The organism is Pseudogemmobacter hezensis, from assembly GCF_013155295.1.
GTDB classification, from domain to species: Bacteria; Pseudomonadota; Alphaproteobacteria; order Rhodobacterales; family Rhodobacteraceae; genus Pseudogemmobacter; species Pseudogemmobacter hezensis.
This window is the reverse complement of sequence record NZ_JABJXT010000013.1, coordinates 114,744-141,413: the sequence shown is the minus strand read 5'-3', so window position 1 is coordinate 141,413 and position 26,670 is coordinate 114,744. Positions and strand designations below refer to the sequence as shown.

Annotated in this window: 25 protein-coding genes; 16 read left to right on the top strand and 9 right to left on the bottom strand. The window is 63.0% G+C overall.

The genetic code is table 11. From position 1 onward, the window contains the following. Positions 1 to 175 precede the first annotated feature (175 nt). From HOY34_RS22445 to HOY34_RS15045, 15 genes are all read left to right on the top strand, one after another. Complete coding sequence (locus HOY34_RS22445; protein WP_253944482.1) at positions 176 to 1,024, top strand: ABC transporter ATP-binding protein; 849 nt, start codon at positions 176 to 178, stop codon at positions 1,022 to 1,024. A gap of 8 nt (positions 1,025 to 1,032) precedes the next feature. Further along, positions 1,033 to 3,045 (top strand): alpha-amylase family protein, encoded by a 2,013-nt coding sequence (locus tag HOY34_RS15110; RefSeq protein ID WP_172364294.1) that lies wholly within the window; start codon positions 1,033 to 1,035, stop codon positions 3,043 to 3,045. A gap of 746 nt (positions 3,046 to 3,791) precedes the next feature. Continuing rightward, positions 3,792 to 5,018 (top strand): urea ABC transporter substrate-binding protein, encoded by a 1,227-nt coding sequence (locus tag HOY34_RS15105; protein ID WP_172364292.1) that lies wholly within the window; start codon positions 3,792 to 3,794, stop codon positions 5,016 to 5,018. A gap of 9 nt (positions 5,019 to 5,027) precedes the next feature. Then, on the top strand, positions 5,028 to 5,897 hold the full coding sequence (locus tag HOY34_RS15100) for a branched-chain amino acid ABC transporter permease (RefSeq protein ID WP_172364290.1): 870 nt from the start codon (positions 5,028 to 5,030) through the stop codon (positions 5,895 to 5,897). Beyond that, positions 5,897 to 6,898 carry an ABC transporter permease subunit gene (locus tag HOY34_RS15095; protein ID WP_172364288.1) on the top strand — a complete coding sequence of 334 codons (1,002 nt, stop codon included), beginning with the start codon at positions 5,897 to 5,899 and terminating at the stop codon, positions 6,896 to 6,898. The genes HOY34_RS15100 and HOY34_RS15095 overlap by 1 nt, the downstream gene beginning before the upstream one ends. Further along, positions 6,895 to 7,626: an ABC transporter ATP-binding protein gene (locus HOY34_RS15090; protein WP_172364286.1), complete on the top strand. Its 732-nt coding sequence runs from the start codon at positions 6,895 to 6,897 to the stop codon at positions 7,624 to 7,626. The genes HOY34_RS15095 and HOY34_RS15090 overlap by 4 nt, the downstream gene beginning before the upstream one ends. Then, the gene (locus tag HOY34_RS22170) at positions 7,619 to 8,323 is read left to right on the top strand and encodes an ABC transporter ATP-binding protein (RefSeq protein ID WP_172364284.1); all 705 of its coding nucleotides are present in this window, start codon (positions 7,619 to 7,621) and stop codon (positions 8,321 to 8,323) included. The genes HOY34_RS15090 and HOY34_RS22170 overlap by 8 nt, the downstream gene beginning before the upstream one ends. Before the next feature lie 3 nt (positions 8,324 to 8,326). Then, positions 8,327 to 9,841, top strand: a complete 1,515-nt coding sequence (locus HOY34_RS15080; RefSeq protein WP_172364282.1) for an amidase — start codon at positions 8,327 to 8,329, stop codon at positions 9,839 to 9,841. Further along, complete coding sequence (locus HOY34_RS15075) at positions 9,841 to 10,989, top strand: transporter substrate-binding domain-containing protein (RefSeq protein ID WP_172364280.1); 1,149 nt, start codon at positions 9,841 to 9,843, stop codon at positions 10,987 to 10,989. Before HOY34_RS15080 ends, HOY34_RS15075 begins: the two co-directional genes overlap by 1 nt. Further along, positions 10,982 to 11,629 carry an ANTAR domain-containing response regulator gene (locus HOY34_RS15070; protein WP_172364278.1) on the top strand — a complete coding sequence of 216 codons (648 nt, stop codon included), beginning with the start codon at positions 10,982 to 10,984 and terminating at the stop codon, positions 11,627 to 11,629. The genes HOY34_RS15075 and HOY34_RS15070 overlap by 8 nt, the downstream gene beginning before the upstream one ends. A gap of 95 nt (positions 11,630 to 11,724) precedes the next feature. After that, the gene (locus tag HOY34_RS15065) at positions 11,725 to 13,173 is read left to right on the top strand and encodes an NAD-dependent succinate-semialdehyde dehydrogenase (RefSeq protein ID WP_216654775.1); all 1,449 of its coding nucleotides are present in this window, start codon (positions 11,725 to 11,727) and stop codon (positions 13,171 to 13,173) included. A 38-nt stretch (positions 13,174 to 13,211) separates the two neighbouring features. After that, complete coding sequence (locus HOY34_RS15060) at positions 13,212 to 14,378, top strand: iron-containing alcohol dehydrogenase (protein WP_172364276.1); 1,167 nt, start codon at positions 13,212 to 13,214, stop codon at positions 14,376 to 14,378. Between the two features lie 140 nt (positions 14,379 to 14,518). Further along, complete coding sequence (locus tag HOY34_RS15055) at positions 14,519 to 15,019, top strand: MarR family winged helix-turn-helix transcriptional regulator (protein WP_253944481.1); 501 nt, start codon at positions 14,519 to 14,521, stop codon at positions 15,017 to 15,019. Continuing rightward, a complete protein-coding gene (locus tag HOY34_RS15050; protein ID WP_172364272.1) occupies positions 15,016 to 15,792 on the top strand; it encodes a HEAT repeat domain-containing protein in 777 nt (258 codons plus the stop codon). Before HOY34_RS15055 ends, HOY34_RS15050 begins: the two co-directional genes overlap by 4 nt. A gap of 18 nt (positions 15,793 to 15,810) precedes the next feature. After that, the gene (locus HOY34_RS15045; RefSeq protein WP_172364270.1) at positions 15,811 to 16,149 is read left to right on the top strand and encodes a DUF6616 family protein; all 339 of its coding nucleotides are present in this window, start codon (positions 15,811 to 15,813) and stop codon (positions 16,147 to 16,149) included. Between the two features lie 213 nt (positions 16,150 to 16,362). Here the strand turns inward: HOY34_RS15045 and HOY34_RS21845 are convergent, their stop codons facing one another. From HOY34_RS21845 to HOY34_RS15025, 5 genes are all read right to left on the bottom strand, one after another. Then, positions 16,363 to 16,626 (bottom strand): hypothetical protein, encoded by a 264-nt coding sequence (locus HOY34_RS21845; protein WP_216654774.1) that lies wholly within the window; start codon positions 16,624 to 16,626, stop codon positions 16,363 to 16,365. Continuing rightward, positions 16,613 to 16,921, bottom strand: coding sequence for a hypothetical protein (locus HOY34_RS21840; RefSeq protein ID WP_216654773.1), 309 nt, complete (start codon positions 16,919 to 16,921; stop codon positions 16,613 to 16,615). Before HOY34_RS21840 ends, HOY34_RS21845 begins: the two co-directional genes overlap by 14 nt. A 353-nt stretch (positions 16,922 to 17,274) precedes the next feature. Continuing rightward, positions 17,275 to 17,964, bottom strand: coding sequence for a hypothetical protein (locus tag HOY34_RS15035; protein WP_172364268.1), 690 nt, complete (start codon positions 17,962 to 17,964; stop codon positions 17,275 to 17,277). After that, complete coding sequence (locus HOY34_RS15030; RefSeq protein ID WP_172364266.1) at positions 17,961 to 18,908, bottom strand: helix-turn-helix transcriptional regulator; 948 nt, start codon at positions 18,906 to 18,908, stop codon at positions 17,961 to 17,963. The genes HOY34_RS15035 and HOY34_RS15030 overlap by 4 nt, the downstream gene beginning before the upstream one ends. A 49-nt stretch (positions 18,909 to 18,957) precedes the next feature. Then, positions 18,958 to 20,961, bottom strand: a complete 2,004-nt coding sequence (locus HOY34_RS15025; RefSeq protein WP_172364264.1) for an AAA family ATPase — start codon at positions 20,959 to 20,961, stop codon at positions 18,958 to 18,960. 421 nt (positions 20,962 to 21,382) lie between these two features. Between HOY34_RS15025 and HOY34_RS15020 the strand changes: the two genes are divergently transcribed. Next, a complete protein-coding gene (locus HOY34_RS15020; protein ID WP_172364262.1) occupies positions 21,383 to 21,625 on the top strand; it encodes a hypothetical protein in 243 nt (80 codons plus the stop codon). A gap of 116 nt (positions 21,626 to 21,741) precedes the next feature. On the opposite strand, the gene HOY34_RS15015 is transcribed toward HOY34_RS15020, so the two are convergent. The 4 genes from HOY34_RS15015 to HOY34_RS15000 all read right to left on the bottom strand — a co-directional run bounded on the left by HOY34_RS15015 (position 21,742) and on the right by HOY34_RS15000 (position 26,581). Continuing rightward, the gene (locus tag HOY34_RS15015; RefSeq protein WP_172364260.1) at positions 21,742 to 23,274 is read right to left on the bottom strand and encodes a sugar ABC transporter ATP-binding protein; all 1,533 of its coding nucleotides are present in this window, start codon (positions 23,272 to 23,274) and stop codon (positions 21,742 to 21,744) included. A 1-nt stretch (position 23,275) separates the two neighbouring features. Beyond that, positions 23,276 to 24,244 carry an ABC transporter permease gene (locus HOY34_RS15010; protein ID WP_172364258.1) on the bottom strand — a complete coding sequence of 323 codons (969 nt, stop codon included), beginning with the start codon at positions 24,242 to 24,244 and terminating at the stop codon, positions 23,276 to 23,278. A 7-nt stretch (positions 24,245 to 24,251) separates the two neighbouring features. Beyond that, on the bottom strand, positions 24,252 to 25,322 hold the full coding sequence (locus HOY34_RS15005; RefSeq protein ID WP_172364256.1) for an ABC transporter permease: 1,071 nt from the start codon (positions 25,320 to 25,322) through the stop codon (positions 24,252 to 24,254). A 227-nt stretch (positions 25,323 to 25,549) separates the two neighbouring features. Then, positions 25,550 to 26,581, bottom strand: a complete 1,032-nt coding sequence (locus HOY34_RS15000) for a sugar ABC transporter substrate-binding protein (protein ID WP_172364254.1) — start codon at positions 26,579 to 26,581, stop codon at positions 25,550 to 25,552. Between the last annotated feature and the right edge of the window lie 89 nt (positions 26,582 to 26,670).

Sequence of the window (26,670 nt, the reverse complement as noted above, 5' to 3'; positions counted from 1 at the left end):
GCAGCTGCAGTAAGAAAAAAGAAGGAGACACACCCAACCTTGACCCCAGCTTGAACCAAAATCCATAATCAGAGGTGGCTCACTTCTCGGTGACAAAACCGGCTCAGTTCCGCGTGAGATTCAACACTATGCGCTTTATCCGCATATGACTGTCGGTCAGAACATGGGCTTCAATATGCAGATCGCCGGCCGCCCCAGGGCCGAGATCGCCGCCGCCGTCGACCATGCCGCCAGGATCCTGCGCATCGAAGAGCATCTGCACAAACATCCCAGGGCCCTGTCCGGCGGTCAGAAACAGCGCGTCGCCATTGGCCGCGCCATCACCCGCAGCCCCGATGTATTCCTTTTTGACGAGCCGCTCTCGAATCTTGATGCGGCGCTTCGCACGCAGATGCGGGTTGAGCTGGGGCGCCTTCATGCAGAGCTTGGCGCGACCATGGTCTATGTGACCCATGATCAGGTCGAGGCGATGACCATGGCCGACCGCATCGTCGTGATGCGTGCCGGGGTGATCGAGCAGGTCGGCCGTCCGCTTGATCTCTACAACCGCCCGGCCAACCAGTTCGTCGCGGGCTTCCTCGGCGCGCCGCGGATCAACTTCCTGGCGGCGCAGGTCCAGCAGGTCATGGGCAACAGCGCCACACTCGCCATTCCCGGCAGTCAGGTGCTGAGGCTGCCCGACCTTGTGGAAGGCCATGGTTTGAAATCCGGTGACAGCGTGCGCCTGGGATTCCGTCCCGAATCCGCGCTGCGGCAGGGCGAAGCCACCGATGGAATCGACATCGCAGCACAGGTTGCCGTGGTCGAAGCCCTGGGTCGTGAGACATTGGTCTATGCCAGCTCCGAAGCGGTCAAATCCATCGATTCCGAATCCCAGGACGGATTCTTTGCCCTGCACTTCCCCGAGCAGCGCGACTTTGCCCTGGGCGCGGCGACCCGCATCGCGGTGCCTGCCGCCGCTCTCTACCTCTTTGACAGCGCCGGCATCGCCTGCCGCTTCCCCACTCAAGCCCTCTCTGCCTAGGACACAAAATGCGCCTGCGTCAGGTCCATCTCGACTTCCATACCTCTGATCTGATTGAAGACATCGGCTCGCGCTTTGATGCCGATGCTTTCGGCCGCGCCTATGCCAGTGCCGATGTCGATTCCGTCACGATCTTTTCCAAATGCCACCACGGCCATTCCTATCACCCGACCAGGATCGGCCGGATGCACCCGCATCTGAAGTTCGACCTGATGCGCGCCCAGATCGATGCTTTGCACAGGCACGGCATCAAGGCACCGCTTTATCTCTCGGGTGGCTGGGACGAATATGCAGCCAATACCCAACCCGGCTGGCGGCTGATGGATGACAAGGGCCTGCCCAAGCGTGTCGGCGACGACCCATTGGGCGATGGCTGGGCCTATCTTGACTTCGCCTCGCCCTATCTCGATTACCTCTGCCGCCAGGTCGAAGAGGTGATGGAAAACTATCCCGACGGCGATGGCATCTTCATCGACATCACCTATCAGCAGCTTTCGGCCGGGCCGTGGACGCAGCAACGCATGGATGCGCAGGGCATGGACTGGGAAAGCCCCGACGACCGCGCCGCATTCTCGGAACAGGTGAATTTCGAGCTGTTCGACGGCGTGCAGAAGGCCGTTCACAAATACAACCCATCGACGCCGCTGTTCTTCAATCTGGGCCATGTGCGCCGGGGCCGCCGCGAAGTTTACAAGCGCTATTTCAGCCATCTTGAGCTGGAATCCCTGCCGACTGCGAAATGGGGCTATGACCACTTCCCGCTGTCCGCGCGCTATGTCGATGTCTTTGGTGAGGGTTTCATCGGCATGACCGGCAAGTTTCATCACCTCTGGGGCGAGATCGGCAGCTATAAGACCCCCGAGGCCCTGACCTATGAGGTCGCCGCCATGCAGGCGCATGGGGCGGGGTCGTCCATCGGTGACCACCTGCATCCGAATTGCGAAGTCGATGTGACCAGTTTCCGGTCCATCGGGCAGGCCTATGCCGTCGCCAAAGCCGCCGAGCCCTGGAGCATCGGCAGCCGCAACCGCGCCGAGATCGGCGTGGTCAGCACCGAGGCTTCGCGCCGCCCGGCCTTTGTCGGCACGCCGTCCCCGGCCGAGATGGCGGATGAGGGCGCCGCGCGGGTGCTGCTGGAAGGCAAGTTCACCTTTGACGTGCTGGACACCGATGCAGATTTCTCGCCCTATAAGCTGTTGATCCTGCCCGATGCCGTGCTTGTCGATGCCGCGCTGAAAACCGCCATCGAGGCCTTTGTGGCCAGGGGCGGCAAGGTGCTGCTCTCGGGGCAAAGTGGCATCGACCCGAAGGCGGGCTTCCTTTTCGACACCGGCGCAAAGTGGCTGGGCACGAGCCCCTATCCTTCGGGCGACTATGCCCTCCATATCGACGCCCTGCGCGCCGATTTTGTCGTCGATCCGATCTTCATGTATCTGCCCTCTGAGCAGATCACCCTGACCGATGGCACCTCATTGGGCAGCGTCTATGACCCCTATTTCGAGCGCAGCGCCAGGCACTTCTCGGGCCATGTCCATACGCCGAGGCAAAGCGATCCCTCGGGCCATGTGGCCGGGTCGCAGAAGGGCGCCTTCACCTATCTCGCCCATCCGGTCTTCTCCTGCTATCGCAAGTCCGGCGCCGTCGCGATCCTGCAGATGGTCGAGAACTGCATCAGGGGCATTCTCGGCGAGAAGATGATCGCGACAGATCTGCCCCGCGCCGGTCGCGTCACCCTGCGCCGTCAGGCTGCGCAGCGCCGCGATGTGCTGCATGTGCTGCACGCCAATCCGTCGCTGCGAGGCCAGTTGCGCGGCGACAATATCCAGCCGATTCAGGACTTTGCCACTTTGCAGGGCCTGTCCTTCGATCTCGATCTTGGCGGGGTATCGGCCGAATCCGTGCGTCTTGTTCACAGTGGCGAAGCCCTGCCATTCACGCAATCCGGACAGCGCGTCAGCTTTACCCTGCCGCGCCTGACCGGGCATGCGGTGGTCGAGATCCGCCACGGTTCGACCCGGTAATGAAATGGCTTTCCGGGCGGGTGCCTGATTGCGATCGGGCGCCCGCAGGGAAGGCCGCGCATGAGGTGAACAGCCCCATGTTTCATGGCCGCCTTTTTGCCGGTTGTGAGGCAGGAAGGCTATGCCGGGCGCAATCACTTTCCGCGTCGCCTTCAGGCGAGACGCGGTCGCTCAGATCACCGGGCGGGGCCGCCCGGCCAGAGAGGTTCCGGAGCGGCCCGGTGTAAGGGTGTGTTTGACTATATCGGGATGTTTTGGAACCCGAAGCGCAGGCATGCGAGGAACGGGATGCTGTCGCCCGCCGGGCGCAAACGGCAAAAGATGATGCGACGCGCAGGCGTCGCGCAGGGGTCCGGGAAGCCCGGGGCTGGTCAGAGCGCCGCTTACGGCGCATGAGAAAAGTCTTCTTATGCAGTCCCTTACCCATAGAGATAAACCATGGAGAGGACGGCCCGGCAGAGCCTGATCCGGGGGCGAATGGCCAGGGTAAAGAAACTTTCTGTCGGCATCTTTACAGCGCCGGGTAACATAACTAGCATCTGCCACGAACGAAGCAGAATCTTATATCTGCCGCGACAATTGCGTCGGGACGTTCACTGACAGGCGGTGACCAGGACAAACGGGTCCGTCATCCGGCTTCAGATCCAAAAGCACAAAGCTGATCAGGACCACCAGGCTGTCGCTGTCGCGCTGTTCTCTGTTGCAGCGCATGGCCTTCCCGGGTCCTTCCCAACATCGGAGTTTCCATGACCATGAACCGCCGCCAGGCGTTGGGTGCCTTTGGCGCCGCAACGGCCCTTAGCCTCGTATCGTCCCGTGCCTTTGCGCAGGAAGGCCCGATCACTGTATCGGCGCTTTATGACCAGTCGGGCGGGCTTGAATCTTACGGCCAGCCCATCGTCGACGCGCTGCGTTTCGCCGTCGATGAGCAGAACGCAAAGGGCGGTCTGCTGGGGCGTGAGGTGAAGCTTAACGTCTATGATCCGCAGTCGAATATGCAGCTTTATGCGCAATTCGCCCGCCAGGCAGCCCTGTCGGACAAACCGGCGGTGGTCTTTGCGGGCATCACCTCGGCCTCGCGCGAGGTGGTCCGCCCGATCATGCGGCAGTTCAACACGCTGTATTTCTACGCCAACCAATATGAGGGCGGCGTCTGCGACCGCAATATGTTCGCAACCGGCGTGACCCCGGGCCAGACCGTTGAAAAGCTGGTGGATTATTCGGTCAGGAACAACGGCGGCAAGGTTTACATCGTCGCGGCCGACTACAACTATGGCCAGATCATTGCCGACTGGGTCAAGAAATACACCGCCGATCACGGTGGCGAGGTGCTGGGCGTCGAGTTCTTCCCGATGGATGTGACCGACTTCAAAACCTCGATCTCGAAGATCCAGGCGGCAAAGCCGGACTACGTCTGGTCGGCGCTGGTCGGCGGCGCACATATCTCTTTCTATCGCCAGTGGAAGGCGGCGGGGATGCTTGGCAAGATCCCGATGTCCTCGACCACCTTCGCGGGCGGCAATGAGCATGTGATCCTGACGCCCGAGGAATCCGACGGCATCATGGTCTGCCAGAACTATCTGCAAGAGCTGGAGAACCCGCTGAACAAACAGTTCGTGGCGGATTTCCACGCGAAATTCGGCGCGGATTACCCCTATATCACCGAGCTGGGCATGGGCGCCTATCAGGGCTTCCGTCTTTGGGCGGCGGGCGTTGAAAAGGCTGGCACCATCGAGCGCCAGCCGGTGATCGAGGCGCTGGAAACCGGCATCTCGATCGATGCGCCCAGCGGTCGTGTCACCATCGATCCGAAAACCCATCACACCACGATGGATGTGCATATCGCGCGGGTCGAAAACGGTGGGCTGATCCCGGTCGAGACCTTTGAGCAGCAGCCCCCCGCCGATACCGCCCTGGTCTGCGACCTGATCGCAAACCCGGACGACAATCAGCAATACGTCATCGACTTCTAAGGAAAAAGCATGGATTTCGCGTCCGTTCTCGTGATCGAAATCCTGGGGTCCATCGCCATTCTGGTGCTGATCAGCATCGGTCTGGCGGTGGTTTTCGGGATGATGAAAGTCATCAACATGGCCCATGGCGAGTTTCTCATGCTCGGCGGCTATGTGGCAATCTATGGCACCAACCATGCCGGTCTGAACTTCTGGGTCAGCGCGCTGATCCTTGCGCCCCTTGTGGTGGGGCTGGTCGGGCTGGCGCTGGAATGGCTGGTCATCCGCCACCTTTACGGGCGGATGATCGACACCATGCTGGCAACCTGGGGCATCAGCCTTGCGCTGATCGGTGGCATGACCATGCTGGTGGGCAATACGACCACGGGGATTCCGACGCCACTTCCAAGCGTCAGCATCGGCGACTATTCCGTCAGCGGCTATGTGATCTTTCTGATCGTGCTGGCGCTGGCGGTTTTCGCCGGGCTGTTTTGCCTGTTCAAACTGACCACCTTTGGCCTGCAGGCGCGGGCCACCACGCAAAACGCCGATATGGTCGCAGCGCTTGGCGGCAAGCCGCGCCGGATCTATGCGCTGACCTTTGGCCTGGGCGCAGCCCTTGCGGGCCTTGGCGGCGCGGCACTGGCGCCCCTGACCGGGGTGATCCCGACCATTGGCGCATCCTACATCGCCAAGGCCTTCATCACGGTGATCTCGGGGGGGGCTGCGGTTATTGCGGGCAACCTCTCGGCCTCGGTCCTGTTCGGCTCGGTCGGGCAGATCTTCACCTATGTCTATACCCCGGTGATCGGTGAGGTCGCGCTTCTGGTGACCGCGATCGTGCTGATCCGCATCCTGCCGCAGGGCATCACCGGCCGTTTCTTCAAGAGGTCGATCTGATGACCCGCGTCATACAACCCGCTTTGCTGTTCGCGGCTTTGGTGCTGGGGCTTCTGGCCCCGGGCTGGCTGGAGCTGTTCACCATCTACGAATTCACCGCCTATCTGATCATGGCGGTGCTGGCCCTGAGCCTTGCCTTTGTCTGGGGCAAAGGTGGGATCATGTGCCTTGGCCAGGCCGCGTTTTTCGGCCTGGGCGCCTATGCCTGGGCGGTGGGGGCGATCAATTTCGGCCCGGGGCTTGCGGCACTGGCCATCTCGGTCGCGGTGCCCGCAGCTTTCGCGGCGGTGCTGGGCTATTTCATGTTCTATGGCCGCATCAACGACATCTATATCGGGGTCATCACGCTGGCGGTGACGCTGATCCTTTTCAACCTGATCAACTCGACCTCGGGGCCGCAGTATCGCATCGGATCGGCGCTTTTGGGTGGCTTCAACGGGATGACCGGCATTCCGACGCTGGCCTGGCCGAACGGCATGCCGCTGGACCCGGCCGAGATTTTCCGCCTGACGGTGATCGTGATCGTCGCCTCCATCGTCGCCATCACGCTTTACCTGAAAACCACGCCGGGCAAGACCGCCATCGCCGTGCGCGAAAACGAGGTCCGGGCCGAGCTCTTGGGCTATAACGTTGCGCAATCAAAGCTGATCACCTTTACCCTGGGCGGTGCGCTGGCGGGGCTTGGGGGCTGTCTGTTCGCCAATTGGGGCGCCTTTGTCAGCCCGACGATCTTCAGCCTGGTGCAATCGGCGCAGATCATCATCTGGGTGATCGTGGGCGGGCGCGGCACGCTGATCGGGCCGATCCTTGGCTGTATCGCGCTGCAATGGGCGACGACGAAACTGGGCACGCAGCAGGTGGTGCAGGTCAATCTGGTGCTGGGGCTGGTGCTGGCCTTCTTCGTCCTCGTGGTGCCGCAGGGCATCGTGCCGATGGTCACCGGCCTTTTGCGCCGCAACTCCAGAACCGGGCCCAAAGCTGAAGCGGAGCAAAACGCATGAGCGGCGAGATCATCCTTCAGGCCCGGGGCCTTGGCATCAGCTTTGGCGGTGTCGATGCGGTCAAAGCCGTCGATTTTGAGCTGCGTCAGGGCGAGCTGCGCTGCCTGATCGGCCCGAATGGCGCAGGAAAGACCACTTTCTTCCGGCTGCTCTCGGGCCAATATACGCCGACGCGCGGCGCGGTGACCTTTCGCGGCAAGCCGCTGGCCGGGCTGAAGCCCTGGCAGATCGCGCGGCTGGGCATCGGCATCAAAACCCAGGTGCCCAGCCTTTTTGAGGGCTTAAGCGTCCAGGAAAACATCGATATGGCGGCGCGCAGGCGCCTGCGCGGCAAGGCTGTCGCAGCGGTTGTCGCCGATGTGCTGGATCATATCGGCCTTGGCGATCTGCGTCACCGCCCCTGTGGCGAGCTGGCCCACGGGCAGCGCCAATGGGTCGAGCTGGGCCAGATGCTGGCGATGAAACCGGCGGTCGCGCTGCTGGACGAACCAGCGGCGGGCATGACCCACCAGGAAAGCCTGAGGACCGTGCAGATCATCCGCGACATCACACAGCACAGCGCGGTGATCGTGGTCGAGCATGACATGGATTTCATCCGCCTGATCGGCGACCGCGTCACCGTGTTCGAGCGCGGCGCGGTGATCGCCGAGGGCAGCTTCACCGAGATCTCAAAAGATCCGCAGGTGCGCGCCGCCTATCTTGGCCGCAAGGAGAATGCCGATGCTTGAGGTAAGCGGTCTGAAATCGGGCTATGGCCGCGTGCCGGTGCTGCGCGGGGTCGATCTGACGCTGGCGAAAGGCGAATGCATCGGGCTTCTGGGGCGCAACGGCATGGGCAAGACCACGCTTTTGCGCGCCATCATGGGCGAATTGCCGAACTGGGCGGGTCAGATCCGCAAGGACGGTCAGGCATTGACCGACAAGCCCGTGCAGCTGCGCGCCCGCGCCGGGATCGGCTATGTGCCGCAGGGCAAACAGCTTTTCAAGCTGCTCAGCGTTGAGGAAAACCTGCGTATGGGCTGTGTGAAGAAGTTCAGCGCCGCCCGCGAGAGGATCGCCGAGGTGCTTGATCTGCTTCCGCGCCTTGTGCCGCTGCTTGAACGGCCTGCGGGCATGCTTTCGGGCGGCGAGCAGCAGCTGCTGGCACTTGGCCGCTGTCTTTGCGGCGAGCCGGACCTGATCTTGCTGGATGAGCCGACCGAAGGCATCCAGCCCAATATCTGCGACGAGATCATCGATGTGCTGATCCGTCTGCGCAAGGAAAAGGGCCTGTCGATCATTCTGGTCGAACAGGACATCGATTTCCTCTGGTCGATCTGTGGCCGCGTTCTGGCGGTCGACAAGGGCAGCGTGTCGAAGACCATCGACCCGAAAGCCCCCGGATCGGAAGAGGAAGCAAAGGCATTTATCGGTATCGAGGGCTGAGACGTGACGATCCGCAAACCCAATTTCGACGATATGCTGGCCGCAGATCAGGATCTGGGCCTTGGGCTGAGTGAAGACGAGCTGACCACCTTCACCACCATTATGGAGGCCGTGGCCGAGGATTACGCCATCGTCGATGCGCTGACCCCGGAACTGCCCGAGGTGCGCTATCCGCGCACCCCCGGCCATTACCCCGCCCCCGAGGACAACCCCTATAACGCCTGGTATGTGAAATCCCGGGTCGAGGGGCAGCCCGGTGGCCCGCTTTCGGGGCTGCGCATGGCGCTGAAAGACAATGTCATGCTGGCGGGCGTGCCGATGATGAACGGCGCCTCGACCCTGCGCGGCTATGTGCCGGATGTGGACGCGACACTTGTCACCCGGCTGCTGGACGCCGGGGCGGTGATCGAGGGCAAGGCGCAATGCGAATACTTCTGCGTCTCGGGCAGCAGCCATACCGGCGCGCAGGGCCCGGTGCGCAACCCGCGCGATGAGACGCGCTCGGCGGGGGGGTCTTCCTCAGGGTGCTCGGCGCTGGTGGCCTCGGGGCTGGTTGATGCCGCCATTGGCACCGACCAGGGCGGCTCGGTTCGCATTCCGGCGGCCTATGCCGGTTTTGTCGGCATGAAGCCCACGCATGGGCTGGTGCCCTATACCGGGGTGATGCCGGTCGAGATGACGCTGGACCATGCCGGTGTGATGTCGGGCGATGTGGCGACCAATGCGCGGGTGCTGACCGCGATTGCCGGCGCCGACGGGCTTGATCCGCGCCAGCAGGCGCTGCCCGCTGCCACCGATTACAGCGAGGGGATCGGCAAGGGCGTCGGCGGGTTGAGGATCGCCGTCATCCCCGAGGGCTTTGGCTGGACAAACTCTGAGCCGGGCGTTGATGCCAGTGTCAGGGCGGCGGCCGACCGGCTGGCCGGTCTGGGGGCCCGCGTCGATGAGGTGTCAATCCCGCTGCACCGCAAGGGCCATGCGATCTGGACACCGATTGCCACCGAAGGCACCGTGGCGCAGATGGAGGGGCTGAACTACGGCTCCAACTGGAAGGGGCTTTACGTCACCAGCCTGATGCGCGCGCAAAGCGACTGGCGCGACCATGCCGCCGATTTTCCCGATGATGTGAAATCGGTTCTGCTTGCAGCGCATTACTTCCGGGGCCAGTATCGCGGTCAGACCTATGGCAAGGCGCAAAACCTTGTCCGCCGTCTGAAAGCGGCCTATCTGGCGGTTCTTGCGGATTACGACATGCTTTTGATGCCGACCGTTCCCCTGACGGCCCCCCGCCTGCCTGCGCCGGGTTGCGGTGCGGCGGAATGGGTGGCGCGCGCGCTGGAAATGAATGCCAATACCGCGCCCTTCAATGCCACCGGCCTGCCCGCGATCAGCCTGCCCTGTGGCCGCGCCGAAGGCCTTCCGGTCGGTATGATGCTGATCGGGCGTGATCATTCTGAGGCCACCCTATACCGTGCCGCTGCCGGGTTTGAGGCCGCGTTTGACTGGAAGACGCTTTGATGCAGCTTCTCAATACGCGACGGGACAGCTGGCCCGTCGGCCTGCTCTTCTCGGGCGCGAGCCAGACTTCGGCGGTCGAACATTCCCAGGCCTGCGCCACTTTGCTGGCCATCGACGAGATCAACGCGGCGGGCGGCATCAATGGGGTGCCGCTGGTGCCCTCGCAACTGCCGATCGGGCCGCGCCCCGATGATTACCGGCTGGCGGCGGAAAAGCTGTGCGACGAGATGGGCGTGCGGGTGCTTTTTGGCACCCATATGTCGAATTCGCGCAAGGCGGTGCTGCCGATCATCGAAAGCCGCGAGGCGCTTTTGTTCTACCCCACGCTTTATGAGGGGTTCGAGTTTTCGCAAAACTGCGTCTATACCGGGGCCGCGCCCAATCAGAATTCTGTGCCGCTGGCGCGCCATCTTTTGCGCCATCACGGCAGACGGGTGTTCTTCATCGGCAACAACTATGTCTTTGCCCATGAATCCAACCGCATCATGCGCGATCTTTTTGAACAGGCCCAGGGCGAGGTCGTGGGTGAGGTCTATCTGCCCTTTGACGCGCCCGCTGCCGACTGGGCCGATGTCATGACCCGGATCGAGGCGCTTCGCCCCGATATGATCTATTCCACCGTGGTCGGGCGCGACACGATCCGCCTGCATGAGGCCTTTGCGCCCACCCGCAGCCGCGCGGGCGGCGCGGTGATCGCAAGTCTCGCCACCAATGAGGCCGATCTGGGGCAGATGAGCGCCGATCTCTCTGAGGGCTTCCTTGCGGCGGCCCCCTGGTTTGCCACGCTGCAAAACCCTGAAAGCCTGGCTTTCCGCGAAGGAATGCAACGCCGCTTTGGCCCGGATATTCCGCTGACCTCGGGCGCCGAAGCGGCCTGGTTCCAGGTGCATCTTTTCGCCCGGGCGGCGGGGGCGGCAGATCCGGCGCTGGATGCGGTGCTGGGCGAACTGGCGCAGGTCCGCTTTGACGCCCCCGAGGGTGAAGTGCGGATCGATGGTTCGACCCATCACACCTGGCTTTGGCCGCGCATCGGCCGCGTCAATGCCGCCAATGCCTTTGACGTGATCGATGCGGTCGGTGCGCCCGTCAAGCCAGAGCCCTTCATGGTCGAACACAGTTTTGGGGATGATCTGATCAGCCATGACTAAGCCGAGCGGCAAGCCAAAGATCAGTGATCTGAAAGGCACCAGGGTTCTGGTGCTGCTGCCGCCCGGCCGCGAGGCCGAAGGGCTGATGACCCACCTGATCCGTATTGGCTGCCTGCCCCGGCTGGAATGGCCGATCCCGGCGAAACTGCCCGATGATGTCGATGTGGCGATTGTGACGGTCGATTCAGATGCCCGCGCCGATGTCAGGGTGCTGATCGCGGGGCTGAGCGATCTCAGCCCGCCGATCATCGTGCTGGTCGGCTATGAGGATCCCTCGACGCTGCAACTGGTGCTGGAACTGCGTGCCGCCGCCGTGATCGAGCGCCCGGTGAAACCCTTTGGTCTGCTGACCAATCTGATGATCAGCCGCGACATCTGGAAGCGTCGGCGCAAAAGTGTCGAGCGGATCGCGGCGGCAGAGCGGCGCCAGACCTCGCTTTCGCTGGTCGATATCGCCAAGACGCTGCTGTGCCGGGTGCGGAATATGGAGATGTCCCAGACCCACCGCCATCTGCAAAAGGCCGCAATGGACGGGCGTATCCCCATCGAAACCGCCGCCGAGCGGGTGATCGCCGGGATCCTCGCCGAAAGCGCGGCCGACAGCCCGCCCGCGAGGCCTGCGCGCGAAAGCCCCGACTGACGGCCACCGCGCTTTTCCGCTTCAGACGACTGACCCCTCTGCCGGAACGCAATCCGCTGCGTTTCGATGACTTTTTCCTGCGCTGAAAGACCCTGATGATGATCTCTCTGAATGATGCCGGCCTGCTGAAATCGGCCTGTCTTGTGAATGGCGAATGGGTGAACGCCCGGTCTGCTGCCGTGACCGATGTGACCAATCCTGCCAGCGGGGCGCTGGTCGGCCAGGTGCCGCAGATGAGCCCGGAAGAAATCTCCGCAGTAATCGAGGCGGCGGCGGTGGCGCAAAAGCTCTGGGCGGCGCGCCCGGCGGCCGAGCGCAGCAAGATCCTGCGGCAATGGTTTGAGCTGATGCTGCAGCACCAGGAGGATCTGGGCCGGATCATGACCGCCGAACAGGGCAAGCCACTGGCAGAGGCCAAAGGCGAGATCGCCTATGCCGCAAGCTTTGTCGAATGGTTCGCCGAAGAGGCGAAGCGCGTCTACGGCGATACCATTCCCGCCCCGAAAGCCAATCAGCGCATCACCGTGCTGCGCCAGCCGATCGGCGTTACCGCGGCCATCACGCCCTGGAATTTCCCGGCGGCGATGATCACCCGCAAGGCGGCCCCTGCACTTGCCGCCGGCTGCGCGATGATCCTGCGCCCGGCCGATCTGACACCGCTTTCCGCGCTGGCGCTGGCCGAGCTGGCACAGCGCGCCGGGGTTCCAGCAGGGGTGTTCCAGGTGGTGACGGGCTCTGCCTCGAAGATCGGCAAGGTGCTGACCGACAGCGATGTGGTGCGCAAGCTGTCCTTCACCGGCTCGACCGAGGTGGGGCGGCTTTTGATGGCGCAATGCGCGCCGACGATCAAGAAACTCAGCCTGGAACTTGGCGGCAATGCCCCCTTCATCGTCTTTGACGACGCCGATCTGGATCAGGCGGTCGAGGGCGCGATGCTGTCGAAATTCCGCAATGCCGGGCAAACCTGCGTCTGTGCCAACCGCCTTTTGGTGCAGCGCGGCATCCATGACGCCTTTGTCGCGCGACTGGCAGAGAGGGTGGCGGGCCTGAAGGTCGGCGACGGCATGGCTGCAGGCACCGAGATCGGCCCGATGATCGAGGCAAAGGCCCTCGACAAGGTGGAAAGCCATATCAGCGATGCGGTGGAAAAGGGGGCAACCCTTGTCACCGGCGGCAAACGGCTGGGCGGGCTTTACTTTGAACCGGCGCTTTTGACCGGGGTGACGCCGCAGATGGCCGTCGCGCAAGAGGAAACCTTTGGCCCCATGGCCCCCGTCTTTGCCTTCGACACCGAAGAAGAGGCGATTGAAATGGCCAATGACACGATCTTCGGCCTGGCCGCCTATTTCTTCACCCGCGACCACGCAAGGGTGATCCGCGTCTCTGAGGCGCTGGAATACGGCATGGTCGGCCATAACACCGGCCTGATCTCGAATGAGGTGGCGCCCTTTGGTGGCGTCAAGCAATCCGGCCTTGGCCGCGAGGGCTCGAAATACGGGATCGAGGACTATCTCGAGCTGAAATACCTCTGCAGCGCATTCTGAGCTGTTTTCCCGATCAGCCAGAACGGAAGGACTGAAAGATGACCGAACTGATGAAAGCCTTTTCCTTTGACACCCCCGGCTCGACGCTGGTGGAATGGGGCGGGGCTGCCCGGATGGGCGAATTGCTGGCGGGCTGGTTCCCGGCGCGCAGGCTCTTGATCGTGACGGATAAATTCCTGCATGAGGCGGGGCTTTTGGAGCCGGCGAAGGCCTCGCTGGCCGCCCATGGTTTCACGGTTTCCGTCTTTGACGATGTGGTCGCCGACCCGCCAGAGGCGGTGCTGATGGCCTGTGTGGACCAGGGCCGCGCGGCAGGCGCCGAGATCGTCATGGGGCTCGGTGGCGGTTCCTCGATGGATATCGCCAAGCTGGTTGCGGTCATGCTGGTCAGCCAGCAACCGCTGGCCGAGCTTTATGGCATCGGTAAGGTGACCGGCGGGCGGCTGCCGCTGGTGCAGGTGCCGACGACTGCGGGAACCGGGTCGGAGGTGACGAATATCACCATCCTCACCACCGGCGAGACCACCAAAATGGGCATCGTTTCGCATCAGCTTTATGCGGATCGGGTGCTGCTGGATGCAGAGCTGACCATCGGCCTGCCGCCGGTGCAGACCGCCGCGACCGGGATCGATGCCATGGTCCATGCGATCGAGGCCTATACCAGCCGCCACAAAAAGAACCTGCTGTCGGATCTTTTCGCCCGCGAGGCGCTGCGGCTGCTGGCCCGCCATATCGTCGCCGCCTGCCAGGATGGCACTGACCGTGCTGCCCGCGAGGGGATGCTGATCGGGGCGAATTTCGCGGGGCAGGCCTTCTCGAACAGCCCGGTCGGCGCGGTTCACGCCCTGGCCTACCCCCTGGGCGGTCATTACCATCTGCCGCATGGGCTGACCAATGCGCTGATGCTTGGGCCGGTTCTGCGCTACAATATGACCGCCGCCGCGCCGCTTTATGCCCAGCTTGCCGATGTGGTCGCAGGCCCCTCGGATGAAGGCACCCAGGCCCGCGCCGCGACTTTCGTCTCCTTTATGGAGGATCTGATGGACCGCAGCGGCGCACCCCGGCGGCTGCGCGACGTCAACGTGACCGAGGACAGCCTGCCGCTGCTGGCGCGTTCGGCGATGCTGCAGACGCGGCTCTTGCAAAACAACCCCGTCGAGGTGGATGAGGCCGCGGCCCTCGCGCTTTATCGCCAGGCCTTCTGAACCGGCGGCCCTTGTTTCGGGCAAGGCCCGCATCGGAAAGAGAAAGGGCAGAGATCCTCGGGTCTCTGCCCTTTCGCGATCCTGGGCTGACGAGGCGTTGACATTTAATTAGCCGACGTATTATTAGGTGGCGAATGACAATGCTCGAACAAAAACACCTCGCCTTGCTTGATGAGGCGCAGCGCCGCGGCCAGCCGGGCACGGGGACTATGCGGCTTTGCTTTGAGCTGCTTTCCCTGGCCTCGGGCATCGACCGGGCCTGTGCCGGGCGTCTTGCGCCACACAGGCTTTCCGAAGGAAAGTTTGTGCTGCTGTTCCTGTTGCGCGATCTGCCCGACGGGCTTGCGCCGCATGAACTGGCGGATCGGGCCGGCGTCACCCGCGCTACGGTGACCGGCCTCCTTGACGGGCTGGAGCGCGACGGCTTCCTCGCCCGCTCGCGCGATCATCAGGATCGACGTCAGGTCACCGTTCGCCTGACCGCCCAGGGGCAAGCACTGGCAGCCGAGCTGTTCCAGGAGCACAGCCAATGGATCGCCGGTCTTTTCTCAGGCCTGAGCGAGAGTGAGCGCGAGGTGCTCAGCGGCCTGTTGCAGCGGGTCTGGCGCAATCTGGCACCCACTGAGGGCGACCGGCGATGACAGGGCCCCGCCCGGGCAAACGCGTGACGGATATCGACCCGTCCCGGCTTGCCCTTCTTAACGCCGGTGCGATCGAGGCGGCCACCCTGACCGAATGTCTGGCCGTCGATTTCGCCGCCCTGATGCGTGCGACGCTTCCCGAGCCTTGGGAGGTCGCCATCCCGGCCATGGAGGGGGCGGCGCAAGAGGGCATTTCCCGACGCATGGTTCTGGCCGCGCAGCTGATTGCAGAGCGGCCTGGCCCGGGTATCGTGGAAATGCTGCAGGGCCATCCCTCGGACACGCTGCGGGGCTGGGCCTGTTTCATGATCGGCCAGGCCCGCGACATTTCCATGGCCGACCGGCTTGCTGCGATCCGGCCCCTTGCCGATGATCCCCATTTCGGGGTGCGGGAATGGTCGTGGATGGCCGTCAGACCCCATATCGCCGAGGATCCCGACACCGCGATTGCGCTGCTTTCACATTGGGCGGGCGAGCCGTCCGAGCGCCTGCGGCGTTTCGCCAGCGAGGCGATCCGCCCGCGCGGCGTCTGGTGCGCGCACCTTCGCCTGCTGCGCCAGCAGCCTGAAAAGGCGCTGCCGGTGCTGGAACCCCTGCGGGCCGATCCCGCCGTATATGTGCAGGATTCGGTGGGGAACTGGCTGAATGACGCCAGCAAAGACCAGCCTGACTGGGTGCGCGCGCTTTGTGCCCGCTGGTCGGTGCAAAGCCCGACAGCAGCGACCGCCCGCATCTGCAAACGCGCTCTGCGCACCATTGACAGCAAGGGCTGATACAGGAAAGGACTGCACATGGCACATTATCTGGCCGAACTCTACTCGCCGAAACCCGCATGGCTGGCGCTGGACCAAAACGGGCGTCGCCGGTTTTTCGAGACCGTTGGTGCTGGGATGGGGGCCCTTACGGCGCTTGGCGTCGAGGCGCTCGCTTTCGGCGAGACAGAGGCGGAAACCCTTCATGCGGCGGATCAGAAGTTCTTTGCGATCTGGCGCGCACCGGACGCTGCCGCCATCGCTGCACTGGTATCCGGCATTTCGGCCTCAGGCTGGAATGACTATTTCGCAACCATCAATGCTGCCGGCGAAGGCGTCAGTATGGGCAGCCATTTGGTGCATCTCACGGCGTTGTAACGGCCCAGGAATGCTCTGTTTGCAGATCCAGCTTCATTGCAGCAAGACTGCGTAATGCCCGGCAACAGGGTGGCGATACCGACAGGGCGTCGCCTGCACCCCTTAATCGCCGGGCAGACGCATCAGGTGTGGCTTTGCTGTATTCCCCGAAGCGGCTATTTGACGGCCACCGCAGCACAGTCTGCGCCATGATCGAACCCAGGCTGTGGAAGATCAGTTTGCATGCCGCGTTTGTAGCTGCCGGGCATCGTGCCACAGGTCTTTATGCGCGGGCGTGGCAGTAAGGATGGTGCCCCGGAAATCGCCGCCCATCAGGCTTTCGGCCAGATCGCGCTCGGTCCGATCACGACCAGTCTGGGCGGACCAGGGCATCAGCGGTGAAAGCGAGAGGCGCGCCAGAACCATCGCCGGGGTCGGCGGGCGCCTGGACCGCGCCAGGTGCAGCGCGGTCCCGCCAATGACATCACGCTCGGGCAAATGGCCCGGCAGGCCCGACAGGGCCACGCCCTAGGCGGCAAAGGCCCGGGCAAGCTGGCAGCGCATCCCCCGGCCTTTGCCACAGCCCGACCAGCGCCAGGAAATGCCGCCTGACGCGGCTCTCGGGCAGGTGATCAACGCTCGGCACTTTCAGATCCGGCGTGGCCAATATCAGATCCATCAGCGCCATTGTCACCGCCGAGATCGTCTCAACCGGCGCATTGGCAAGGCTTTCCGCCCAGACCGGGTCAGGCGCCTCGGCAATGGCGAGCCCCGGCGCCCATTCAGTGGCCATGGGCGCGAGGGTCAGGTCCGCCAGGCTGGTATCGGTCAGCGATATTGCAAGCCGGAACGTGGATCACTGACGAGAAAGGGGTAATGCATGAATGGCCCACAATCTGCTGATCAGGAAAACTGTAACGAGGATGGTTATGATTTCAAAGCATTAGGCAAGATGATCTTTGCCCGGATGGACAGAGAAGCGCCAGAAGCAGGCCCGAGAATGCGTAGGGCTCATCGTCCATGACCGGCCGTGTGGCATCACTCTGAACCAGACCGAGGGACGACCGGGGGGCAGGTCAGGTGGTTTGGGGCAGGATGGCCGGTCAATACGCCAAATACGGACGGATGCCGGCAGTAGAGATTACTTCAATCGTCGATAACAGCGGCAACACCAAATGCCGCAGGCCAATAATAACCTTGCCAGTTTGCATAGATCCTGCAGTCGCGCTGACTGAATATCGCGTGAAATACTCTTCCGTTCATTTTGTCAGAGAGTTCTCTCATCTTATGCCTCAGTGCCGCAACCTCACTCGCTATCAGTTGCTCTCGCAATCGGGGGGTGGCGCCTGCTCCGCGCTCGGCCATGTCGGGCTCGATATGGCCCGAAAAGAATACCAGAGACGCCACCTTTGCACCCATATCTCTTGCGGCTGGCCTACATTGTCGCGCATTGGCATATGCCTCTTCCACGGATGCATTCATAAATGAATGGCGAAACGAGTAATTCGATTCTTCACCCAAAGAGAATGCACGGCGCTTGGCCTCGATCCAATAAACCTCCTCACCAATTGTCAGTTCAATATCCATTCTTCCGGCATAGGATGCAGGCCGCCCCGCCCGTCCAGTATAATATTTCTTTTCTACATCAACCTCGCAAAGCGCATAATGGCCCTCTGCCCAGGCCGCAGCGGCGAAAAGTGCCGAGTTGGAGTTTTCGACATACCACGCAGGGAGGTCGGAATGGCGATCATAATATCCAATATTAAGACTTGCCCATTTTTTCACTATTCCCCGCCAGTCTTCTGGAAAATTATTAACATCTCTCTCGAAACTCATCTCTCGCCTCCATTAAAAAATTTCACCTCAACCCTATCTCCCCATCGGGCGAGATACCATTCCATTTCCTGCTGCCCGCCGGCTCTGAACCGCACCACCAAAGACCCGTCCCCCAGCCGTTCTATCCTTTGCTTCGGATGGAACACATATCCTGCAGCCTCCTCCGCCACATCGGGGTGAAAGCGCCACTCGACATCCTGCGGCTCTTCGCGCCAGATGCCGAAGCTCTCTGACAGCCAGTCCTGCAAATCGAAGTCTTCCGGACGGGCATAGCTGTCGGCCTCCAGCGCAACCTTTTCAAATCCCGCAAGGGCAAACAGCCGCAAGTCGTCCTGATATTCGCTCCAGGCCAGCAGGTATTGCCGCCCCTGGCCGAACAGCATGGCGATGGGGCCAAGGCGCGTGTTGCGCGACAGCTTGCCGGTGCGGCGGGAACGGTGGTCGCTCGATACCATGACGCCGGCAAGGATCGCCTCGCGCAGGGCTGACAGAATCCCGGGCGCGATGTTCTCTCGTGGGCCGGGGCGGAAGGCGACGCCATCGGCCATGAGCTGCGCCTCAAGATCCGCCGCAATCATCCGGCGGCGATCCGCGCGAAACATGGCCTGCACTTTTGTAAGCAACCTTTCCAGCGTCTCGGCGGTCGTAATATCGCCTTCGCGCCGCGTGATGGCTGCGGCCCGGTGGCCTGCGGTCAGTTCGTCAAGAGTGGGCTCGACCATCCGCCCCAATGCGCCCGGCGGAAAGCGCCAGTATTTGCGACCGCCATCGCCCGGGATTTCCTCGATCTGCGGATAGGCGCGGCTGACGGCGTCGCGCATGCGCTCTGCCGTGCGGCGCGAGACGCCGAACTCCCGCTCGATATCGGCAAGACACATTCCGTCAGCCGATCCCTGCATCTTCACGGCGAGCATCAACAGATCTTCCTGACGGGCGTAGCGCATGGGGCCTCCGGGCAATACCGCGCCACCTTCGCGGCGCGGCCTGGCGGCGTCAACGGCCAAAGCCGATCGGGCGCGATGCCCCCTCTTTCGCGGCAGCTTCGCGGGTCAGTTCATGCAGGATCTGCGCGGGCCGCGTCTCGCCCATCGCCTGCATCCGGCGGGCGACACTGGCGAAATCACCCGGCGCCAGTCGTTCAAGCCGCGTGAGGCCCTCAGGCGGTGCCGCATCGAAATGCGCGCGCCAGGCCGCCTCCATCTGCGCATCCGAGAGGGTGTCGAAACGGATGCGGAAGGTGAAGCGCCGCTGCGTTGCCGGGTCGAGCTTTTCCACCAGATTGGTGGTGCAGACGAAGGGCAGCGGGTGGCTTTCCATCCAGGTCAGCATTTCATTCACCTGGGACACCTCCCAACTGTGTTCGGCGTTACGGCGATCTGCGAGCAGACTGTCGGCCTCGTCGAAGATCAGAAGTGCCCCCTCGGCCCGCGCCTCGGCAAAGGCGCGGGCGATGTTCTGCTCGCTCTCGCCCAGCCATTTCGAGATCAGGTCCGAGGCGCGTTTCTCGACCACCGGCATGCCGATCTGTCGCGCCAGATGCCGTGCCCAGGCGCTTTTCCCGGTGCCTGCAGGGCCGTCGAGGCAGAAGCTGACCCGCCTCGGTGCATCCGGGGCCGCAAGCCGCGCCCCGATCAGCGCCAGGTCCATATCGGCATTGGCCAGTTCCGACTGCCACGGCACTTCGGAATGGTGGCGCGGCGGTGCATCCACGCCGCCCTTCGCCAGCCGGACCGCGGCGTCCAGCACCGTGCTGACCATTTGCGCACCGCCCTCGCACAGCCGGGCGACGCGCATCGCATCCGAAACCAGCGCCGGGGCCTGATCGTGCCGCTCTGCCAGATCCGGCAGGCTGGTAGCCGTGATCCCCACCCCATGCCGGGCCTCCAGCCGCTGCCAGATCCGCGACCGCACCCGGCCGGAAGGGGGCCGCATCAGCGCCGAATAGCTCATCCGGCGCAGGAAGGCGGGATCGCAGCTTTCCACCGAGTTCGTGGTCCAGATCACCGGGATCGGATTGCTCTCCAGCATCCGGTTGGTATGGACCTTGGACGGCCGATCATTGCCGAAGAACGGGTTCGCGGCCCCGAACAGATCCTCCATTTCGTCGAACAGCAGGATCGTGTCGCGGCGTTCGGCAAGCATGCGGCAGGCCATGCCCATCTCGGCCAGACGTTCGCGGCGCGAGGGTTCGCCGCCCTCATCATCGGTCTCGCCCACAGCCCGCAGCTCTGCGCCGATATCATGTGCCAGCACTTTCGCGAATTCGGTCTTGCCGGTGCCGGGCGGGCCATAGAGCAGGATGTTCACCCCCTTTTCCCGCATGGCCATTGCCTGGACGATCAGGTCACGCATGATCCCGGCATCTTTGCCCAGCCCCTCAAAATCCTGCCATTCGGCCTCAGGGGCGGGCGCCACGGGGAACATCAGGCCGATCAGATCGCTGACGCCCCCAACATCCGCCATAAGGGCAGCCAGCAGCCTGTCGGACAGATCGAAGGGCATGCGGTTATGACGCCCCGGGCGATTGCGCTGAACCAGCCCGGACAAAATGAGCCGGCCCGAAGGCCGCAGGGCCGCGCGGATCTCTGGCTCCGCCGCTTTGCAGAACCACGAAAGCAACAGCGGAACCGTGACTTCTTTCGTGTCGAGCGCACCATCGACCACATGTTCGAACCCGTCGAACACTTTATAATGCCCGACGAAGGTCAGGATACCGGCTTCAACCTCCGAGAGGCCGAAATGCGCGCCGAGAATGGCGCAGTTCCGGTTCAGGATATCGCCCTCACCACCGCCGGATTTCGGCACCAGATTGCGGCTGATCTGACGGATCTTCTCCCACCAGACCGCACCGGGCCGTGTGCGCGGCCGCTCGGGACATTCGATCTCGGTCAGATACTCCAGCCAGCCGGGCAGTTCCCTGGCCACGCGGCTTGCAGGTCCGAAACGGCCTGCAAGACGGGCGATCAGGTCAAGGGTCAGATAGTGCTCAAAGCTCATGCGGCTCTCCATCGGTTGACAGAGAGGTAAGGGTGGCATGCGACAGATTTGGACGTGCCCGCCCAGCTGGCATATCTGCCGGTCAGGGCGAGGTAGTCGCCACTGATGCGACCGAATTTTTCGCGCCTCGTCAGTATGGAGTTTGTAACGCCCGCTTCCGACGGGCTGCATCGCTGGAGATAGTTGAAATTGCTACGTATTCCTGAATATCATGCCCTGAGCGCCGCATCTGACCCCGGCACTGCCCCGGTCACGGTCAAAATCGACGGTAAGTCTGGCGTGATGCCCGGGATCACGATGGGGCCCTGCGTTCTGACGCGCCTTGTCGAGGGCTTCTTCTCTGGGGCGCAGGACTTCATGTCGTTTGATGAACACCTGGTAGGGTGCTGATTTAGCCGCGCCTCAGGGAGACGTGCTTGCCATGCTCGATGAACCCATCGAATATCGGCGGAAGCGTTATCAGCGCTTCTTTCTCTGCCTTCAATATATCGGCAATCGTGCCCGGCAAGGTGCCGTGTGGCGTCTTATGCCAAAGACGAACAGGATGCTCATCCGGCCAGCTGTTCAGTCCCGCCAGACCAGCAAAGACCGGCACTGTCTGCCAGAGCTGGCGCCGGCCATCCTGAACGGTCTTATCGACCTGCCCCCTCGCCAGCGGCCCTGAACCGAGCCAGTTTCATGGCGATACCTTCCTCCCCGGAAAATGGGCCCGTCCCGGAGAGGGCAGCTTTCCGGGACGGGTCGGGTCGCCAGCCGGCAACCCCGTCTTCAGGCCCGTCTTCAGGCAACCTGTGCCCTGTGCGGATCACGATGGATCAGGCCCATGATGGCCTGGCTCATGGTGTCATAGGTGCCGATGTTCGCAACCTCGCCCTGGATGCGGTAATCATTCATCACCACGATCCGGTCGGCCAGCGCGATGATCTCTGGCATATCGCTGGAGATCACGATCACCGAGGTGCCGCTGTCGGCCAGCTCGCGCAACAGATCATGCAGATAGGCTTTGGTCTTGATATCGATCCCGACCGAGGGCTCGTCGACGATCAGAAGCTGCACACCCGCCGCCAGCCATTTCGCCACGCTGATCTTTTGCTGGTTGCCGCCGGAAAGATTGCCCACGGTCTGCGCAAGGCTGGGGGTCTTGACCTCCAGCTTTTCCAGATAGGGGCTGACCGCGCGGCGGACCGTGCTGTCCCGCAGCCCGCCCAAAAAGCCCGAGAGCTTGCGCCAGATCGGCACCCCGGCATTGGCCAGCACCGAATGCGGCAGGATCAGCCCCTCGGTCTTGCGGTCCTCGCTGACATAGCCCAGCCGGTATTTGTGGATCGCATCGGCGACCGAGGTGATGCGCGCCGTCTGGCCCGCCACCTCAACCGTGCCAGAGGTGACGCGAAAGCGCCCCATGATCGCCTTCGCCAGCTCTGAGCGGCCCGCGCCGACCAGGCCGTAAAGCCCGACGATCTCGCCCTTGCGGACGTTCATGCTGATGTCTTTGTGCCCGACCGAAGTGGCCAGATCCTTCAGCTGCAGCACGACCGGCTGGGCCGCGCTGTCGCGCTTGCGCCAGGTGCCGCCGCTTTCGGCGCGGCCGATCATCATCTGCACCAGATCCTGCCGCCCCAGCCCCGCCATCGGGCGGCTTTCGGTGGCATTGTCGCCATCGCGCAGCACGGTGACGCGGTCGCAGATCTCGACCACCTCTTCCAGCTTGTGGCTGACAAAGACCAGGCTTGCCCCATTGTCGCGCAGCCGCCGCAGGATGGTGAAAAGGTTCGCCGCTTCGCTGGAGGTCAGCGAGGCGGTCGGCTCATCCAGCAGCAGCACCCGGCTTTGCAAAGACAGCGCCTTTGCGATCTCGACCAGCTGCATCTGCGCCACCGACAGATCCGAGACCGGCATGGCCGGGTCGATGTCGAGGTTCAGCTCTTCCAGCCAGCGCCGGGCGCTTTGGTTCAGGGCGGTATAATTGACCGGGCGCAGCCAGCTGTTGGCCAGCTGCTCAAGGTGGATATTCTCTGCGACCGAGAAGCGCGGGATCAGATTGCGCTCCTGGTGCACCACGCCGATGCCTTTGGCGACCGCATCATGGGTCGAGCCAAAGCTGACCTCTTCCCCGTTCAGCAAAAGTTGGCCCGAGGTCTGACGGTGCACGCCGGTGATCACCTTGATCAGCGTCGATTTCCCCGCGCCGTTCTCGCCCAGCAGCGCATGCACCGAGCCGGGCAGCAGCGAAAGCGACACGCCCTTCAGCGCGCGCACGCCGGGGAAGGTTTTGACGATGTTTTTCGCCTCGAAGATGGGGGTCACATCCATGTCAAACGCTCCGCTTCAGGGCTTGCATCCGGGTCTCGCGCAGGCGGTTGATGCCGACCGCGACAAGGATCAGGCCACCCATCACCACCTGCACAAGGAAGGGGTCGATATTGAACAGAACCAGCGCCTGGGTGATCAGCGCAACAATCACCACCCCCAGCGTGGTGGCGGCAACGCTGACATGGCCGCCGGTCAGAATGGCACCGCCGATCACCGGGGCCGCAAAGGACAGGATCAGCCAGTCATCGCCGATCGAGGGCTGGCCAACCTGCACCCGCGCCACCACCAGGATCCCCGCGCCTGCCGCCAGAAAGCCCGAAATCGCATGGGCCAGCGTGATGGTGCGACCAACCTTAATGCCTGACAGCTGGGCTGCATGTTCATTGCCACCCACCGCCAGGATAAAGCGCCCGGCGGGCAGGCGGAACAGCAAAAACCACAGGCCGACAGCCGCCACCAGGGTCGGCAGCGCGATCAGCGGGATCAGGTTGAACAGCGATCCATTGCCGAAGGCCTTCACGTTGGCAGGAATGCCGTAGAAGGGCTGCGCCTCGGTGATGCCCAGGTTGATGCCCTTATAGATCGCCAGCGTCGCCAGCGTGATCACAAAGGCCGAGATCCCGGTCACCGCAATCATCACCCCGTTCACAAAGCCGCAAAGCAGCCCGATCAGAAGCGCAAGAGCGGCAGCCAGGGGCGCGGGGATGCCCCAGACCTCCATCATGCCGGCGAAAGAGATCGCGGCCAGGCCGCCGATTGCGCCGACCGAAAGGTTCATCTGGCCGATCGCAATGATCATCATCTGCGCATAGGCAATCAGCGCATTGACCGCGATGGCCAGCAGCAGAACCTGGATATTCAGGGGCGACAGGAATTGCGGGCTGAAGGCGCGGATCACCACCACGGCAAGGATCACGATGATCAGCGGGCCGAACCAGTCGGTTCTGAGGATGCGGGAGAAGGGTGTCATGGAAACCTCAGACCAGATTGCGGCGGGCCAGATAGCTGCGGCGCAATTTGTCCATCAGCACGGCCAGCAGAAGAAGAAGACCCAGGAAGCTTTGCACCCAGAACTCGCCCACCCGCATCAGCAGCAGGCCCGAGCTGAGCATGGTGACAAGAAACGCCCCAAGGCAGGTTCCCAGCACTGCGGCCCGGCCCCCGTTCAAAAGCGTGCCCCCCAGTACCGGGCCAAGGAAGGCAGGCAAAAGCCAGTCCTGGCCCAGCTGTCCTGCCATCGAGGGGATCGCCGCGCCATTGCGCGCGACCAGCATCAAAGCGGCCAGCGCCGCCAGCGCTCCCGAAAGCATGTGGCAATAAATGATCATACGGCCGACGCGGATGCCCGACAGCTCGGCCGCTTCGGGGCGCGCGCCTGCGGCCAGCATCTCACGCCCCAGCACGCTGTAGCGGTAAAGCCAGCCAAGACCCAGGGCCGCCGCCAGCGTCACCAGCAGAAGAGGCGAGAAATAGGTGGCGAATTTCATCTTGCCGAAATCGGCAAAGACCGGCGGCAGGCCACGGAAGGCCTCGGCGCGGGTCAGGAAAACCATGACGCCAAAGAAGATGCTCATGGTCGCCAGCGTGATGATGAAGCTGTGCAGCCCGGTGCGCACCACGGCAAAGCCATTGATGAAACCAAGCGCCGCGCCCATCGCAATGGCCGCCAGAATCGCCAGCGGCCAGGGCATGCCCAGGCTCTGGATCAGATAGCCCAGAAACATCGCCGCGCAGACACCAATGGCCCCCACCGCAAGGCTTAGCCCCCCCGTCACGATCACCGCCATCATCGACAGGCCGATCATGATATTGACTGCGGCACTGCGCCCCAGGGTGAAAAGGCTGAAAGGCGTGGTAAAGCCGCGCGTCGTCACCGCGAAAAGCACCGCAAACAGCACGATCAGCAGGATCAGGCCGAATTCATTGGTCAGCAAAAACCGCCGCAGGGGCGAAAGCTGGGCAGGTGCGCCGGAAGAGGGCGCGCCAGAGGATGGGGCTGGCGTTGATATCGGGCCGTTCGAGCCATGCGATACATCATGCGATGTCATGTGATGGGTCCTGTAGAATGGATGTCTGGCGCGGCCCTCTCTGACGGGCCTTTCACACGGGTTGCTGGCCCGGAACACGCACGCGCCGCCCCTTTCGGGCGCGAAAACCTGTAAATATCACCCCCTGAACAGCGGCCCCGCTGTGATCCGGGACCGCAGGGGGAAAGGCGGGCCGATCCTTCCCTGCGCGGTTAAACGCAGGGCAGGACCGGCCGCATGCCCCGTGGTCAGTTGCAGCTCAGATAGCTGGCTTCGAAGCCGTCATAGATTTTGGCGGTCTGCTCACGCATCACATCGACATAGCCATCGACATTCGAGGCATCGATCAGCGCCGTGCCCGAGTCGATGAATTTGGTGGTCAGCGCATTGGCGATGAAGGGCGCATCCTCTTTCACCGTGCAGCCCGAGCGCAGCTTGTCCAGCGCGAAGCTGCCCAGCCAGGCCTGGCCATAGGGGTTCTGGATCATCGTGCCATGCACGAAACCATCGCGCACCGCCTGCAGGACCACCTCGTCATGGTCGATGCCGACCATATGGATCCGCTTGTCGCCGATCTTGCGCAGCGCATTGGCCGAAACAACCGAAGGCACCCAGGCTGTGGTGATGATGCCGTCAATATTTCCGGCATGGGCGGCCAGATAGGCGTTGATCTTTTCCTCGGCCGGCTCTGGCGCGTCGATATCGGCGATGACCTGGACGATCTCTATCCCGGCCTCATCAGCGGCTTTCTTCACCGCGTCGATACGCAGCTGGGTGTTCGGATCGACCAGGAAGCCGGTGAAATGCGCGACTTTCTTGCCCTTTGCCTCTTCGCCAAAGGATTTGACCAGCGCCTGCATGCCCAGATAGGCCGAATTGCCGGTGTCCGTGCCAAGGCAGAAAGCCGCAGGCGACGGGTCCTGGAAGCAGCCAGCGCCCGCGATCACCTGCGCGTCATTGGCGACCAGCTCTTCTGCGATCGAGATCGAGCCGACCGGATCGCCCGGGAAAATCAGAAAGCCGTTGTAGCCCTGGCTCAGCAGGCTTTCGAGCAGCTGGTTTTGCTGCGACAGCTCCCATTTCTGGGGCACTTTGAAATCCGAAGCCGCAAGGCCGAACTCGGCGGCAGCATCGACACCGGCCTGTTCCCAGGCGGTGAAATAGGGGTTCGGCCCGCCCGGCACCAGGGCGATCATCGAATCGCTCTCGGCGCTTGCGGCTCCCGCAAGACCAAGGCTCAGCAGGCTGGCCGCTGCGATGCGGCGCGCAAAATCAGTCATGATGTCCTCCTCAGGAAGCAAAGAAATCGCTGCGTGTTCCCCGGGCCAGACGCTGGCTCCTCATCACAACGCTTCGCTTGCATTTGCGG

Bases quoted from the DNA above. Each gene is read 5' to 3' on its own strand.
- HOY34_RS22445 (WP_253944482.1), top strand. From the start codon at position 176: ATGCAGATCGCCGGCCGCCCCAGGGCCGAGATCGCCGCCGCCGTCGAC.
- HOY34_RS15110 (WP_172364294.1), top strand. From the start codon at position 1,033: ATGCGCCTGCGTCAGGTCCATCTCGACTTCCATACCTCTGATCTGATT.
- HOY34_RS15105 (WP_172364292.1), top strand. From the start codon at position 3,792: ATGACCATGAACCGCCGCCAGGCGTTGGGTGCCTTTGGCGCCGCAACG.
- HOY34_RS15100 (WP_172364290.1), top strand. From the start codon at position 5,028: ATGGATTTCGCGTCCGTTCTCGTGATCGAAATCCTGGGGTCCATCGCC.
- HOY34_RS15095 (WP_172364288.1), top strand. From the start codon at position 5,897: ATGACCCGCGTCATACAACCCGCTTTGCTGTTCGCGGCTTTGGTGCTG.
- HOY34_RS15090 (WP_172364286.1), top strand. From the start codon at position 6,895: ATGAGCGGCGAGATCATCCTTCAGGCCCGGGGCCTTGGCATCAGCTTT.
- HOY34_RS22170 (WP_172364284.1), top strand. From the start codon at position 7,619: ATGCTTGAGGTAAGCGGTCTGAAATCGGGCTATGGCCGCGTGCCGGTG.
- HOY34_RS15075 (WP_172364280.1), top strand. From the start codon at position 9,841: ATGCAGCTTCTCAATACGCGACGGGACAGCTGGCCCGTCGGCCTGCTC.
- HOY34_RS15070 (WP_172364278.1), top strand. From the start codon at position 10,982: ATGACTAAGCCGAGCGGCAAGCCAAAGATCAGTGATCTGAAAGGCACC.
- HOY34_RS15065 (WP_216654775.1), top strand. From the start codon at position 11,725: ATGATGATCTCTCTGAATGATGCCGGCCTGCTGAAATCGGCCTGTCTT.
- HOY34_RS15060 (WP_172364276.1), top strand. From the start codon at position 13,212: ATGACCGAACTGATGAAAGCCTTTTCCTTTGACACCCCCGGCTCGACG.
- HOY34_RS15055 (WP_253944481.1), top strand. From the start codon at position 14,519: ATGCTCGAACAAAAACACCTCGCCTTGCTTGATGAGGCGCAGCGCCGC.
- HOY34_RS15050 (WP_172364272.1), top strand. From the start codon at position 15,016: ATGACAGGGCCCCGCCCGGGCAAACGCGTGACGGATATCGACCCGTCC.
- HOY34_RS15045 (WP_172364270.1), top strand. From the start codon at position 15,811: ATGGCACATTATCTGGCCGAACTCTACTCGCCGAAACCCGCATGGCTG.
- HOY34_RS21840 (WP_216654773.1), bottom strand. From the start codon at position 16,921: ATGGCCACTGAATGGGCGCCGGGGCTCGCCATTGCCGAGGCGCCTGAC.
- HOY34_RS15035 (WP_172364268.1), bottom strand. From the start codon at position 17,964: ATGAGTTTCGAGAGAGATGTTAATAATTTTCCAGAAGACTGGCGGGGA.
- HOY34_RS15030 (WP_172364266.1), bottom strand. From the start codon at position 18,908: ATGCGCTACGCCCGTCAGGAAGATCTGTTGATGCTCGCCGTGAAGATG.
- HOY34_RS15025 (WP_172364264.1), bottom strand. From the start codon at position 20,961: ATGAGCTTTGAGCACTATCTGACCCTTGACCTGATCGCCCGTCTTGCA.
- HOY34_RS15020 (WP_172364262.1), top strand. From the start codon at position 21,383: ATGCTCGATGAACCCATCGAATATCGGCGGAAGCGTTATCAGCGCTTC.
- HOY34_RS15015 (WP_172364260.1), bottom strand. From the start codon at position 23,274: ATGGATGTGACCCCCATCTTCGAGGCGAAAAACATCGTCAAAACCTTC.
- HOY34_RS15010 (WP_172364258.1), bottom strand. From the start codon at position 24,244: ATGACACCCTTCTCCCGCATCCTCAGAACCGACTGGTTCGGCCCGCTG.
- HOY34_RS15005 (WP_172364256.1), bottom strand. From the start codon at position 25,322: ATGACATCGCATGATGTATCGCATGGCTCGAACGGCCCGATATCAACG.
- HOY34_RS15000 (WP_172364254.1), bottom strand. From the start codon at position 26,581: ATGACTGATTTTGCGCGCCGCATCGCAGCGGCCAGCCTGCTGAGCCTT.